Origin of the sequence: Acidicapsa ligni (assembly GCF_025685655.1) — a bacterium.
Classification (GTDB): Bacteria; Acidobacteriota; Terriglobia; order Terriglobales; family Acidobacteriaceae; genus Acidicapsa; species Acidicapsa ligni.
On the sequence record NZ_JAGSYG010000006.1, the window covers coordinates 222,103 to 235,543 of the forward strand.

A 13,441-nucleotide genomic window follows, 5' to 3' on the forward strand; every position below is an offset into this window, starting at 1 on the left:
AACTCGCATAACTAAGTTACAAGAAGGGCCTATCTTCGAAAGAAGATAGGCCCTTTGGCTTTTAACCTATAAGATCTTTTTAAATCCAAGAGACCGGTCTAAGAAATCCGATCCAAGAAATCTATTGATACTTAGTTTGAAGATCTCTGCTGAATTGGTCGGCATCTTATGCGATATAAATTGCAGTTATCCCTCGACCATTGACTTTCATCTGGCAGGAACCAGGAGCTGTTGTCCCTCTCACATCGATTGTGTCAGGACATGGAATGGCAAACGCGCATGCAATCCGTCGCATTGAACACTGCAAACAGCACGCTTAAACGCGCTCGTCGTTGAAACATATTCAACCATCCGATCGTGACCAATTCGGTTGGCAAGTGTCTGGTACCATTAAGGACGATTGCTGCTGCTGGCCCTGGTCGCCGGGAATGCGAAGACGAAGCGCACACGACTGACGGATCAGGCTGTGGGAGCACATACACAAGGAGAATTCCCATGCCTCTAGTTTCGATGCGCCAGCTACTCGACGAGGCCGCCAAAGGCGGTTATGGCGTCGGTGCCTTCAACGTCAACAATATGGAACAGATCCAGGCCATTATGGAAGCCGCGCAGGAAACCAACAGCCCTGTCATTATTCAGGCCAGCCGCGGAGCACGTCAGTATTCTCAGGATAAGTTTCTGTACCACTTGATGCTGGCTGCTGCTGAACTCTATCCGCAGATTCCGATTGCCATGCACCAGGATCACGGCAACAGCTTCGAGACCTGCAAGAGCGCAATTGAATTAGGCTTTACCAGCGTCATGATGGATGGATCCTTAAAGGCAGACGGCAAAACGCCTACAGAGTTTGAAGAGAATGTCGAAGTTACGCGCAAGGTTGTCGACTACGCGCACGAACGCGGCGTAACGGTCGAGGGCGAGATCGGCGTACTCGGCGGCATCGAAGACGGACACGGCGCAGGCGGCACTGGCCTGGAGCATGTCACCGATCCTGACCAGGCTGTGGAGTTTGCCGAGCGCACCGGCGTGGATGCGCTGGCGATTGCCATCGGCACCAGCCACGGTGCTTACAAGTTCAGCAAGAAGCCGGATGGTTCCGTATTGAAGATGGACATCCTGATCGAGATTCACAAGCGGTTGCCCAAGACGCATCTCGTAATGCACGGCAGCTCGTCTGTGCCAAAGGATCTGCAGGACATCATCAATCAGTATGGTGGTCACCTGAAAGAAACATGGGGCGTGCCGGTTGAAGAAATCCAGCTCGGCATCCAGCACGGCGTACGCAAGATCAACGTGGACACGGACAACCGTCTCGCCATCACCGGCGCAATCCGCAAGGTGCTGTTTGAGAGCCCGGAGAAGTTCGATCCCCGCGACTACAACAAGCCAGCGCGTGAAGCGATGCAGAAGGTTGTGGCTACGCGTATGACGCAGTTTGGACAAGCCGGTCACGCAGGCGACTACACGCAGAAGGCTATCTCCGAAATGGCCGCCGGATACAAGAACGGCACGCTGGATACGCGTCCTTCCCTGGCTGGCGCACACTAAAACGACATCGCAACCAGACTGAAAATGGCCACTTCCGCATATGCGGAGTGGCCATTTTTATCGAACTTTTTTCGACTTACCCATTTGCCCAGCAGGATCACTGCATGGAACGAAATCCGCGTTATGCACCGTTCAATCGAGCTGCCTTCAGATTCGCAATCTCCTGGCTCAGCCCTTCCAGGCGCGCGAGTAGCTCGGCATGGCGCTTATCATCTACCGACGGGTTGGCGCCTTCAACATAAAAGGTACCGTTCGGTTCGAGCTCGCACTTATGAACCTGATCTATATTGTTAAATCCCTGGCGGTGGATGACGGAGAGCAGGTCCGCCATCGTGAGCGACTCGCTCTCCATAGCCTTCTTATCGATCTTTCCATCTCGAACGAGAATCGTGGAATGCCCCTCCAAAGCGCCCGTAATTTTGCGAGAGCGATAGAGAATTCGCGCCATGATCCAATTGATCGCCAGCAGAGAAAACGCTCCGATTATGCCGCCCGTGACGGAGTTATCTTCACCGATAATCGCGTTCTGCACCGTATTGGAAAGCGAAAGCAGAACGACAAGATCGAATGGATTGAGCTGTGCCAGTTCCCGCTTGCCAAAGAGGCGCAGCAGCAGAACCAGCACAATGTAGACGACCGCAGGGCGCAACAGCTTCTCCAGAATGGGAAGCGGTAATTGGAACATGTGGTCCAGCGATGGCGAAAGAACGGTGTGCAGCAGAGATTGCATCAATGTTTTCTCTCGAGTCTCAGATTGACATCCACGGTGCGTACATCCTCGTTTAGATGCAGTGTGTAGCGCAAGTCAACTGTGGCAAAAACACGTTCCAACGCGGGATTTACGTCATGAGTAGCAACCATGCCCAGGATTGCTCCTTCGTTAAAAGGAGTACCTGCTGCAACCGGCCATGCTTTGAGAATAGCCGCTCGCAGATCCTCGCTCACATTTTCGACGGTAAGTTTACCCATCGTATATATGGGGCCTGGCTCCGCTGCTACCGTGTAGCTCACCGTACCGCTGGCGGCATCGAGCGTTTGCGTTGGCAGAATCTGTGCCTTGGCATAACCCTTGTTGTGATATTGGCGCGCCAGAAACTTCCACTCTTCTCGCAGCTTTGCCGGGGAGACAACTTCGCCGGAATGCAGCCTCGATTGCTTATCGAAATCCGCCTGAGTCACGAGCATCCCCGGAGCAAGTTGCACATGCGCAAGCTTGAAGACAGGCCCCTCCGTCACAGTCACCGCGTATGGAAGATGAACACCTCCAGCGTCGACAACCGGGGTGAGCTGGACTGTAGCCTGAGCAGCTACCTGGAGATAGCCAAGTTCTGTATAGAAGTTGACCAGGTTCACCTCCAACTCACTTGCACTGCTATAGGCGTTGTAGGGTTTGCCGACATTCTTTTGCAGGATCGTGTTGGCCTTCGCCGCAAGATCGGCCGAGGCGCCATCGAGGTGTATCTGGCCAATCGCTATCGGCGGATTGGACATCAGAATGCTCATCGCGCTGGCAGGTTCCGATACATGTTCGCTGTAAGGCACGCTCACGAGCGTAGCCTGGATTCCTTTCGCCGCAAGCTCCTGTTCGAGCGCCTTTCGGACGTCTTCTAGCAAGGTTCCGTCCATGGGAACTTTACCGTGATAAAGCGGTAACTGCGCGTGTAACTTCGCGTCGAGTTCTTTACCCTCCACAAGAGGGAGATTTTCATACCGGATCGGATAGAGAGCCTTTGCCGGAACGATCTGAAAGACCAGATCCTGCCCATTGAACGTAAACGTCAGGTTCTCGAATATCCCGGTATCCATCAAGATTTTGGAGTGTGCGTTCATGTCGGCAGCAGTGAGTACCTCGCCTTTTTTCAGGCCTGAGGCAGCAAGCAGCTCTGCATCCGAGTACTCGGGATCACCCTTGAACTGGATGGACTTGGGTTGGAATTGCTGGGCCGCCAAGGGCAATGAAGAAACTGCGGACAGGAGCGCTAAAGACAACAAAATTGAACGGAGCATATAACGGTAGAGTAACAAGCGCAGCTATAACTCGACAGTAAATCCGATGTATTCACAGACTTATAAAGAATCCCCGGGTGCGCTTGCCGTCGCCCCGGGGATGGACCGTACTTAACTGCCTGAAATCGCTACTCGAACGGCGTCGACAGTGCGATCCTTATACCCCTGCCACGTAAGTTCCGCGGCTCTCTGGAGTGCGGATTCACTCATGTGATGGAGTAAGTCGCGATCCTGATGTAGCTGTAACAAACGAGCGGAGATTGCTTCGGGATCACGGATAGGAACGATGAACCCATCCTGTTGATCGCGCAGAATATCCGGGCCTCCGGTGTTGGGAGTCGTGATCACCGGCAGTCCCTGCGAAAGCGCTTCGCCAATCACCAGGCCGAAGCCTTCAAACAGGGATGGAAAGACAAAAACATCATGCTGGCGCATCTCGGAGAGAATCTCCGAATGAGGCAGAGATGGAATCCAGCGATGCGTGTTGCAGGCTTTATCAAGAGCCTCTGAGCTGCCGACTTTACGGCCTACCACGGTGAGAGTTACCGCGCTGCCTAACTTATCGATAGCTTCAAAAAGATAAGAGATGCCCTTACGCTGCGCAAGGGAGCCGACATACAGAACGCGCAACGGCTTTTCTTTGCTCGTAACTTCGCGGCTCGCTGCAATAGGCCGCGGCGTTCCATAGGGAATAACTACTATTTTCTTGATTTCTCGTGGATATAACTTCAACGTGCTGCGGGTATAACTACTGGCGACCACAATCGTATCTGCCAGTGCTATCTCTTCATCCTTGCGAGCCAATTTCGCTGGGCTGTCGGCGAGAGCATTCAGAGTGCCCTTCCATGCCGGTTGCAGTTCCGCTTCTTCAATGGCGATTTCACGATTGGCTCGCCAGTAACCGATAGGCAGGTCATAGATGCAATGAACGCCAAGCTGGCGCGCCTTGCGAAACTGATGCAGCGCTCCGTCTTCATAAGCGTAAACGCCTCGCAGCCCCTTATATCCAGGCAAGCTGCGAGCGACGAAGCGATCTATGTCCGCATAAACGTTATCGATGGAGAAATAACTTGTCTCAGGCGTAACGAAATGCCGCTTCCCTGCCCGTATGAGAAAGTTGCGCACTAACTCGCGGAAGGGACGTGTGTGCACTAACTCGGGCGGCAACTGAACGCGAGTGCGGCGCTGCAACATGGCGCGCACGCTGCCCGGAACAAGCTTGGCCAGCGTACTTTCCGGACGCCACAGGATACAGGTATAAAACGCTTCGAGTAACTCTGCCTCGTGCAACGCACTTACTACGGCAGATACATTCGCGTTGCCCGTTGGATGACTGACGATAACCTTTGCTGAAGATTGAGGGCTCATGCTCTCCGGGGCCACTGCGTTACTCCCACTCAATTGTGCCGGGTGGCTTGGACGTGATGTCATAGACGACGCGATTGATGCCACGCACTTCATTCACGATGCGGCTGGATATGCGCTTGAGCACTTCGTAAGGCAACGGCACCCAGTCCGCTGTCATGCCATCTTCAGAATGTACGGCTCGAACCGCGCAGGTATTGGCATACGTGCGTTGATCGCCCATCACGCCGACGCTCTGCACCGGTAGCAGCACGGCAAAGCTCTGCCAGATTTTCGTGTAAAGTCCAGCCGCCTTGATCTCGCTGACGACGACTTCATCCGCTTCCTGAAGAATGGCAACACGCTCGGCAGTAACTTCTCCAAGGATGCGAACAGCGAGGCCTGGGCCGGGGAACGGCTGGCGACCGAGGATATCTTCCGGCATGCCGAGATCGCGGCCAATGCGTCGGACCTCATCCTTGAAAAGATCGCGCAGAGGCTCAATCAGTTTCATCTTCATCGTTTCAGGCAGACCGCCGACGTTGTGATGACTCTTGATCGTCTGCGATGGGCCACGCACGCTGGATGACTCGATCACATCGGGATAAAGCGTGCCTTGAACAAGCCAATCGACCCCGCCCGATTGCTCCGCGATGCGAGCAGCCTCATCGTCAAAGACAGCGATAAATTCGCGACCGATGATCTTGCGCTTGGTCTCTGGATCCGTCACACCGGCCAGTTTGGCCAGAAAGCGCTCGCTCGAATCGACAGGCACAAGATTCAGGCCGAGCTTGCCGCGCAGATTTTGTGTGACCTGCGTGAACTCGTTCTTACGCAGAACTCCATTGTTCACAAAGACACACGTCAACTGATCGCCAATAGCGCGATGCACCAGGACCGCAGCCACGGACGAATCCACGCCACCCGACAGCGCGCAGAGAACGTGGCCTTTGCCAACCTTCTCGCGAATCGCGGCCACGGTGGACTCGATAAAGTGCGAGGGTGTCCAGTCGCCCTTGGCTCCACAGAGGTTGAAGACAAAGTTGCGGATAAGCTGCGGCCCAAGCGGGGTATGATGCACCTCGGGATGAAACTGCACGGCCCATATCTTCGCGGATTCATTGGCAATACCTGCCAGTGCATTCGAGGTGACAGCAGTCCGGTGAAAGCCCGCTGGAAGTTCGAGGGCCTCGTCGCCGTGGCTCATCCAGACCTGAATCGTCGGGGGCAGATCGGCAAAAAGCGGCGACTTCGGGTCTTCGATCGTGACCTCGGCGTGACCGTATTCGCGCTTGCTCGCCGGAACGACCTTGCCGCCAAGATGGTAGGCGATGAACTGCAATCCGTAGCAGATACCGAGCGTGGGAAGGCCAAGCTGCAGGATGGCGGGATCGGCATTGGGAGCGTCAGCGTCATACACCGACGATGGTCCGCCGGAAAGAATAATGCCGATCGGCGAATATGCCAGAATCTCCGCAATCGAGGCCGTACAGGGAAGAACGGCTGAGAAGACGTTCTGTTCACGAATGCGGCGCGCGATGAGTTGCGTGTACTGCGAGCCGAAATCCAGGATGACTATGCTTTGGGTGTCCACTCCATAGTTTGGCAGGACGACGGTAGGGGTGGCAAGCGGTTTTGGCAGTTCGAGCGCCCGGCAACTCATTCGCAGGGAATACACGACTGTGCGTTATTCTGATATCAACTGGTTGCCTGGACGCATAAAGCAACCCAGACCCGCTTGAAGAAAAGCTGGTTTCGATCTGGTGACGTTGTTCCCCCAACAGTAAAGCGAGATCCCTGACCAATGTTTGCCTGGCTTTCCCATTTCCGCCTCCGCCGCATCATCACCAGTAACCGGTTCATTCCCGAGGTGGATGGGTTCCGGTTCCTTGCTATTTTTATGGTGATTGCTTCGCATGTATTTGTGCAGATTAACCCGCCAATCGGTACCGGCCTCTTCCCAACGCTCTTTCATCGCGCGGTAGAACATGGCAAGATCGGCGTCTGCCTTTTCTTCACAATCAGCGGATTTATCCTCGCGCTTCCCTTTGCGCGCCATAATTTACTCGACGCCAAGCCGGTCAAATTGAGCAGCTATTTCAAGCGCAGGCTGACCCGTCTGGAGCCGCCCTATGTGCTGGCGATGCTGGTGCGCTTTCCGATGGTGGCTTTCTATAAACATGCCGCCGTTGGAGCCGTAGCCGTACATCTGCTGGCCTCGCTCTTCTATGTGCATAGCCTGGTTTACAACCAATACTCCACGATCAACCCGCCTGCGTGGTCGTTGGAGATTGAGGTGCAGTTCTACATCCTGGCGCCACTCCTGGCTGCGGTTTTCTATGTGCGGCCTGCGATCCTGCGAAGACTGATTCTTGTAGTCGCAATACTCGCAGCAGACTATGGATCGCACGCCTGGATTAATCCGGAGAGCCGTGTTGCACTGACGTTACTGGCGTTTTCGCAATTCTTTCTGGCCGGTTTTCTCTTGTGTGAAATTTATCTCTCGCAGAGTCATCCCAAACTGCCCCGTGTTTGCTGGGATCTGCTCGGCCTCGTCGCGCTGGGCTGGATTCTCTTCGGGACAAATTATCAGATCTATATGCTGGTTCTGCCCTTCGCGACAATCCTGTTGTATCTGGCGGGCTTTCACGGATGGGCGGTACGCGCTTTCTTCGCCTTCCCAGCCGTCAGCATCATCGGCGGCATGTGCTACAGCCTCTATCTCACGCATACGCTGGTGCTTACTGGAGTTGCAATACTGCTGGGGCACATGCACATGGCACGTTTGCCTATCTGGATAGGAACACCTGCAATTTTTGCCTTGAGCTTTGCAGCAACGCTTGCGATAGGAACGATCTTCTTCGTCCTGATTGAGCGCCCCTGCATGGATCCCGAATGGCCGCAAAAGCTCGCGCGCAAATTCAAAGGAACAGGCAAAGCAGATATCGTCCGCACCTAGGAAGTTCCTGTCAGAGCCTTTACCCGCGATAATGCTGGCGAAGGCTCTGATAGGACTTAAGGCGGACAATCTGGAAAAGATCGTTGGCGATCAGGTACAGGATTCCAATCACAACGTAGAGATTGTTCATCGTGCCTTGCCCGAACTGATCGCTAAATGGCAGCGGCGCGGCGCAAAAGACCATCGCCAGGATAATCAGCGCGATCCGTACGATGCTCATCACCAGGTTGACCTCGGCCAGCTTGCTTGAGAGCGACTTGCCGAGACGGAAGCTGCGACCAATCGCGGCCACAAGTGAACAATTTTCCTCGACCAACAACACCGGAACGATGCCCACGATCCAACTGGTAAAAGCCCAAGCAGTAAACAAGCCCAGCGAAATGACAATGACCCAGCAAAGATATCCGAGCAGATCGGGATTGACGGTCGTCGTCAGATGCGTAGCGGCGGCCCAGGAAACTCCGCGAAACCAGAGATAGAAGAAACCAAGCTCCGCGACCAGCCACAATCCCTGCGCCAGGATGATGCCCGGGAGATGCCGAGAGAACGTGCTTTTTGCCCCGCCATTCAGCCCGTTCATGCGATGCAATACCAGCGAACGGCCCAACCCGGAAACCATTGCCCACACAAGAATCGCCACCGGCACCAGCCAGTGCAGAACCGCAATCACCTCGGGCAGATAAAGCGACGCAGCGTTGGCGAGAATCACCGAAGAACGCCAGGGATTCTGGCCGTCAAGACGATCGAGCCCTGCGCTTTCCGGGGGAATTTTGATGAGGATTTGCTGCGCCTGAATCCGAAGAATATAGAGAAACGGTATCCCAAAGAGCCAGCGCCAGCCCACCTCGATGGCGACCAGGGATGGATGGCTCCACGCAAAGCCCATGAAGCTCACAATGTTCTGAGTCGCGCGCAGCTTCCGCATATCTGACTGCGAAGGAATGTCGCCGCGATGGCCGGATGCGGAGAGAGAATTCATCTTGCCCCGAAATTCCTGAAACGGTGATTCGGAGCCTCTGCGCCCCAATTCCTCGCATGCGGATACTGAAACGCCGACCGCCCCAGTATCCGCACGACAATACCTACTTCACGACACTACTTAACAACCAGATTGACCAGCTTTCCCGGCACCACGATGATCTTCACCGGAGTCTTGCCCGCAAGCCACTCCACCACTTTTTCATCAGACAGGGCCGAGGCTTCAAGCATAGCCTTATCTGCTCCCGCAGGCAGACGCACCAGCGCGCGCAGCTTGCCATTTACTTGAACAGGGACCTCGATTTCATCCTCCCGGGCGAGATCGGCATTGGAAACCGGCCAGGGCTCGCGCAGAACTTCGCTGGTCTCGCCCAGTTCCGACCAGAGTTCAGCCGTGAGGAACGGAGCGAACGGAGCGAGCAGCAGGACAAGCGAACGCAACAGCTCCGCCACAACCGCAGGCGGCACTTCGCCGGAGACGATCTGCGCCTCAGCCGCATAGTATTCATTCACCAGTTCCATAATCGCTGCAATGGAAGTGTTGAAATGCCAGCGGCCAGCGAAGTCCTGCGTGATCTTGGCAATGGTCTGGTGCAGCTTGCGAAGCAACGCGAGCGAAGCCCCGGTTGAGACTTCTGCAGCAGTTGCATCCGTAGAATTAAAAGCTGTGCCGACTTCGCCTTTATGCACGCTGATCGCAACCGGCGCAAAGCGATTCACAAAGCGAAAGACGCGGCCCAGGAAGCGGCTTATGCCCGCAACACCATCTTCCTGCCAGTCCAGATCGCGATCCGGTGGAGCAGCAAAAAGCGCATACATGCGCGTCGCATCGGCTCCGTAGCGCGCCACCATATCGTCCGGCGAAACCACGTTGCCCTTGGACTTTGACATCTTCGCGCCGTCTTTGATTACCATGCCCTGCGTAAACAGTCGGCGCGCCGGTTCGTCGTTGGTAATAAGGCCAAGATCGCGCATCACCTTTGTGAAGAAGCGCGAGTAGATCAGATGCAGAATGGCGTGTTCGACGCCGCCGATGTACTGATCAATCGGGAACCAGTACTGCGCCTTCGCCGGATCGTATGGCGCTTCGCTATTCTGCGGATCGGTATAGCGGTAAAAATACCAGCTTGAATCGACAAACGTGTCCATCGTATCGGTCTCACGCGTTGCAGGACCTCCACATTTCGGGCACGTCGTGTTGAGAAAGCTGGGCACGCGGCTGAGCGGCGATCCGCCTTCCTGCGTGATCTCGATCTGCTCCGGCAACAATACCGGCAACTGATCGTCCGGAACAGGAACCAGCCCATCGACAGGGCAGTTGATCATCGGGATAGGCGTACCCCAATAACGCTGGCGGCTTACGCCCCAGTCCTTGAGCCGGAAGGTGACGGTAGGCTCGCCAAAGCCTCCTCTGACTGCAATCTGCTGCAAGGCTATCTGTGCCTCTTCGCACGTGTAGTCGTCGAACTCACCTGAGTTGATCAGCACTCCATCTTCTGAGACGAAAGGCAGCACTGCCTCTTCGGCATCGGCTGATTCAGGATTCGCGACCGGTCGAATAACCGGGCGAATCTCCAAGCCGTACTTGGTCGCAAATTCAAAATCGCGTTCGTCGTGCGCTGGCACGCTCATGATCGCGCCGGTGCCGTAATCCATGAGGATGTAGTTAGCGACCCAGATCGGCACCCGCTCCTGGTTATAGGGATTAAGTGCGTAATACCCGGTAAAGACGCCGTGCTTCTCAATCGCTCCAAGATCGCCCGACTCGCGGGCCTTCTTCTGCTGATCGATGAGCGCATTGACTTCATGCAGCAACATTCCATTGGTTGCAGTGAGGCTCGCGACCAGCGGATGCTCAGGCGCAAGCTGTACACTCGTGGCGCCAAAGATCGTGTCAACGCGCGTAGTGAAGACGCGGATTTTCTCTGCGGCTGCGCCGGGCTCGTGAGTGCCGCCTTCTAGTGTGAAGTCGACTTCCGTGCCTTCGCTGCGGCCAATCCAGTTGCGCTGCATGGTGCGAACTTTTTCAGGCCAGCCGTCGAGTTGGTCGAGACCTTCGAGCAGTTCCTGCGCATAAGCCGTGATGCGATAGAACCACTGCTCAAGGTTGCGCTGCTGGACGATGTTGTCCTCATGGCGCCAGCAGCAGCCGTTCACGACCTGCTCATTCGCAAGCACCGTCGCGCAGAGCGAACACCAGTTCACCTTGCTCTGCTTGCGGTAGACAAGCCCCTTCTCATACATGCGTAGGAAGAACCACTGGTTCCAGCGGTAGTAGTCAGGCAGGCAGGTCGTAACTTCGTTGGCCCAGTCGTAGGCCAATCCGAGGCGCTGCATCTGGCGCTTCATGGCGGCGATATTCTGCAGCGTCCACTGGCGCGGAGGAGTGTTATTTTTCAGCGCAGCATTTTCCGCCGGCAGTCCGAATGCGTCCCAGCCCATCGGGTGCAGCACGTTGTAACCCTGCATCCACATGTAGCGGGCAAGGGCGTCGCCAATCGAATAGTTGCGCACATGGCCCATGTGCAACTGGCCACTAGGATAGGGCAACATTTCGAGCACGTAGTACTTAGGCTTGGGCGTACCTGCCGGTTCCGCTGAATAGAGCGCCGGATTGGCCGCCCAAATATCCTGCCAGCGAGGCTCGATCGTCGCCGGGGTGTAACGAATCTCTTTTTCTTCCGCCATAAGTCTCTAGTTTAAACGGGCGGAGAAGATGAGCCAATTTGAAAGAATTTCCGGCACTTTCCGGCACTGGATCAGTCCACAAAACAGCACAGCAATTCCGAACTTTGTTCCCGCCCTTGCCTCAGCCGTTGATTAGCTTTTGCAGTTGCCCTTGCAGCTCTGGCTGTCATTCCCGAAGGGAATCTGCTTCTCCCGTTTCCCACCCAAGGACAATCACTAACCCAAAACCAAATCTCTGCGCTGAACTCAAAAACGACACAAGACAACATCAACCAATCTCAACAGTTGTATTGGAAAACCCACGATCACAAATCGCAGATTGAATTCAGCACAGAAAACCAGCCGAAGTGCATGACCTGGCAGTCACACGCCGCTCTGAAATAAAACTCAAACTCAACCGATAAACCCTTCTTGCAAGGCTCACCTATGATGAGCAGTTCCGTGATTCATTGGATGATGCGCCGCACGACCAGCCAGGTACGCGACTTGCCGCATCCCCTTGGGCACAGCGAACGCCGGTGGTTCCGGATAACATTCGTCGCAGAAAGTCCCGTAGCGACTACGACGAACATGGTTTTCGCAGACGTAGTGTTCACACGCAAACGAGCACTCAAAATAGCCCGCGCATTTGTGAAGGGGAGTTCCGGCCGGGCTGCAGCCGACGCCGTGGTGCAGACAGGATTCCATTTCACCCTCACTTTCAACCACGGCACAAAGCGTAACATGATTTCAGCGAGAATCCTGACCAAAGTTACTCATTTTTATTACTAATTAGGGATGAGATCAAAAGAAATCTAAAACCCTATAAAAAACCTAAGAAACCCGAAGATCGTAGCGCCAGGCGCACCGTTGCGCTAAGTCACCTCTCCGGCATCGAGCGAAATATCGGGCGAATAGTTAGGCATTTTTAATTAAGTTCAGTTCAGTTCAGTTCACTTCACCAGACTGCGCAACGTGCTTACATTGCGCAAATCATCTCCCGGCTCATCGACAGGAGTTTCAGCAATAAACGCCGAGTGTGCGAATCGCGGATCATTCAACAGTCGGCGAAAAGGTTCGAGGCCCATCGTGCCTTCGCCGATGTTTTCATGACGATCGAGTTTCGATCCGCGCGCCGCTTTCGCATCGTTGCAGTGCCAGACGCGAACAGCCTGCGTTCCGATCGTCGACTCGACCAACTGAATCGTTGCCTCATAACCCTCTGGCGAAACGAGATCGTATCCAGCCACGTGCGTGTGGCAGGTGTCGAGGCACACACCGACAGGAGCGGTGGCCTGCAAGCGGGCAACGAGTTCCGCCACCTGCTCAAAGCTGCCGCCAAGCGAAAACTCCGCTCCGGCGGTGTTTTCAATAAGAATGTGAAAACCAGTCCCCTGCCAGGGCAATCCGTCAATGGATTCGGTGATGGATTCAGCGGCAAGCTCCAGCCCGCGATCGCGCGTGAGCCCTTTCCATGAGCCCGGATGCAGCACAAGATATTCCGCGCCAAAAGCCAGCGCGCGCTCGATCTCGCCCCGGAAGGCGACAATGCTCTTCTGGCGAACTTCCTCGTTCTGGCTGCAGACGTTCACCAGGTAGCTGGTGTGAATGACCAGCGGCCCTACATCAAATTCAGCGCGCAACGTAGCCATGCGTTTGCACTGCTCCGGAGCAGGCTTGGGTGACTTCCACATGCGTGGGCTCGAGGAAAAAATCTGGAAAGTATTCGCGCCGATTTCGCGGGCGCGCTCGACTGCAGTCGATGGACCGCCAGCCGTTCCAAGGTGAATGCCGATGCGCTTGACGTTAGCTTGCATAAACTTCAGTTTAATTGGACCGGCTACGATCTCATCACACGGAATGCATTAGGATTTAACCCCATAGGACAACAGCACTTTAGTAATGATGAAAAAGTACGAATTAGGCATAGAATTTCTT

10 protein-coding genes are annotated in these 13,441 nt (G+C 54.9%); 3 read left to right on the plus strand and 7 right to left on the minus strand.

Annotated elements, in window-relative coordinates; genetic code table 11:
• Positions 1-495 precede the first annotated feature (495 nt).
• Complete coding sequence (gene fba, locus OHL19_RS19270; RefSeq protein ID WP_263359456.1) at positions 496-1,548, plus strand: class II fructose-bisphosphate aldolase; 1,053 nt, start codon at positions 496-498, stop codon at positions 1,546-1,548.
• 121 nt (positions 1,549-1,669) lie between these two features.
• Here fba and OHL19_RS19275 read toward each other — a convergent pair whose 3' ends face one another.
• From OHL19_RS19275 to guaA, 4 genes are all read right to left on the minus strand, one after another.
• Entirely contained in the window at positions 1,670-2,278 is a 609-nt protein-coding gene (locus OHL19_RS19275; protein WP_263359457.1) for a DUF421 domain-containing protein, read from the minus strand.
• Positions 2,278-3,498 carry a POTRA domain-containing protein gene (locus OHL19_RS19280; protein ID WP_263359458.1) on the minus strand — a complete coding sequence of 407 codons (1,221 nt, stop codon included), beginning with the start codon at positions 3,496-3,498 and terminating at the stop codon, positions 2,278-2,280. The genes OHL19_RS19275 and OHL19_RS19280 overlap by 1 nt, the downstream gene beginning before the upstream one ends.
• 168 nt (positions 3,499-3,666) lie before the next feature.
• Entirely contained in the window at positions 3,667-4,923 is a 1,257-nt protein-coding gene (locus OHL19_RS19285; protein WP_263359459.1) for a glycosyltransferase family 4 protein, read from the minus strand.
• Positions 4,924-4,942: 19 nt separating this feature from the next.
• Positions 4,943-6,493, minus strand: coding sequence for a glutamine-hydrolyzing GMP synthase (guaA, locus tag OHL19_RS19290; RefSeq protein WP_263359536.1), 1,551 nt, complete (start codon positions 6,491-6,493; stop codon positions 4,943-4,945).
• Positions 6,494-6,703: 210 nt separating this feature from the next.
• Here guaA and OHL19_RS19295 point away from each other — a divergent pair, with 210 nt between their 5' ends.
• The gene (locus tag OHL19_RS19295; RefSeq protein WP_263359460.1) at positions 6,704-7,858 is read left to right on the plus strand and encodes an acyltransferase family protein; all 1,155 of its coding nucleotides are present in this window, start codon (positions 6,704-6,706) and stop codon (positions 7,856-7,858) included.
• A 19-nt stretch (positions 7,859-7,877) separates the two neighbouring features.
• On the opposite strand, the gene OHL19_RS19300 is transcribed toward OHL19_RS19295, so the two are convergent.
• Together OHL19_RS19300 and leuS are read right to left on the minus strand one after the other, a co-directional pair.
• Positions 7,878-8,837, minus strand: coding sequence for a hypothetical protein (locus OHL19_RS19300; protein WP_263359461.1), 960 nt, complete (start codon positions 8,835-8,837; stop codon positions 7,878-7,880).
• 116 nt (positions 8,838-8,953) lie between these two features.
• The gene (gene leuS / locus OHL19_RS19305) at positions 8,954-11,524 is read right to left on the minus strand and encodes a leucine--tRNA ligase (protein WP_263359462.1); all 2,571 of its coding nucleotides are present in this window, start codon (positions 11,522-11,524) and stop codon (positions 8,954-8,956) included.
• A gap of 426 nt (positions 11,525-11,950) precedes the next feature.
• On the opposite strand from leuS, the gene OHL19_RS19310 reads away from it, so the two are divergent.
• Positions 11,951-12,295 carry a hypothetical protein gene (locus OHL19_RS19310; protein WP_263359463.1) on the plus strand — a complete coding sequence of 115 codons (345 nt, stop codon included), beginning with the start codon at positions 11,951-11,953 and terminating at the stop codon, positions 12,293-12,295.
• Positions 12,296-12,456: 161 nt separating this feature from the next.
• On the opposite strand, the gene OHL19_RS19315 is transcribed toward OHL19_RS19310, so the two are convergent.
• Positions 12,457-13,320 (minus strand): deoxyribonuclease IV, encoded by an 864-nt coding sequence (locus OHL19_RS19315; protein ID WP_263359464.1) that lies wholly within the window; start codon positions 13,318-13,320, stop codon positions 12,457-12,459.
• Between the last annotated feature and the right edge of the window lie 121 nt (positions 13,321-13,441).

Bases quoted from the DNA above. Each gene is read 5' to 3' on its own strand.
- fba (WP_263359456.1), top strand. From the start codon at position 496: ATGCCTCTAGTTTCGATGCGCCAGCTACTCGACGAGGCCGCCAAAGGC.
- OHL19_RS19275 (WP_263359457.1), bottom strand. From the start codon at position 2,278: ATGCAATCTCTGCTGCACACCGTTCTTTCGCCATCGCTGGACCACATG.
- OHL19_RS19285 (WP_263359459.1), bottom strand. From the start codon at position 4,923: ATGAGCCCTCAATCTTCAGCAAAGGTTATCGTCAGTCATCCAACGGGC.
- OHL19_RS19295 (WP_263359460.1), top strand. From the start codon at position 6,704: ATGTTTGCCTGGCTTTCCCATTTCCGCCTCCGCCGCATCATCACCAGT.
- OHL19_RS19300 (WP_263359461.1), bottom strand. From the start codon at position 8,837: ATGAATTCTCTCTCCGCATCCGGCCATCGCGGCGACATTCCTTCGCAG.
- leuS (WP_263359462.1), bottom strand. From the start codon at position 11,524: ATGGCGGAAGAAAAAGAGATTCGTTACACCCCGGCGACGATCGAGCCT.
- OHL19_RS19310 (WP_263359463.1), top strand. From the start codon at position 11,951: ATGATGAGCAGTTCCGTGATTCATTGGATGATGCGCCGCACGACCAGC.
- OHL19_RS19315 (WP_263359464.1), bottom strand. From the start codon at position 13,320: ATGCAAGCTAACGTCAAGCGCATCGGCATTCACCTTGGAACGGCTGGC.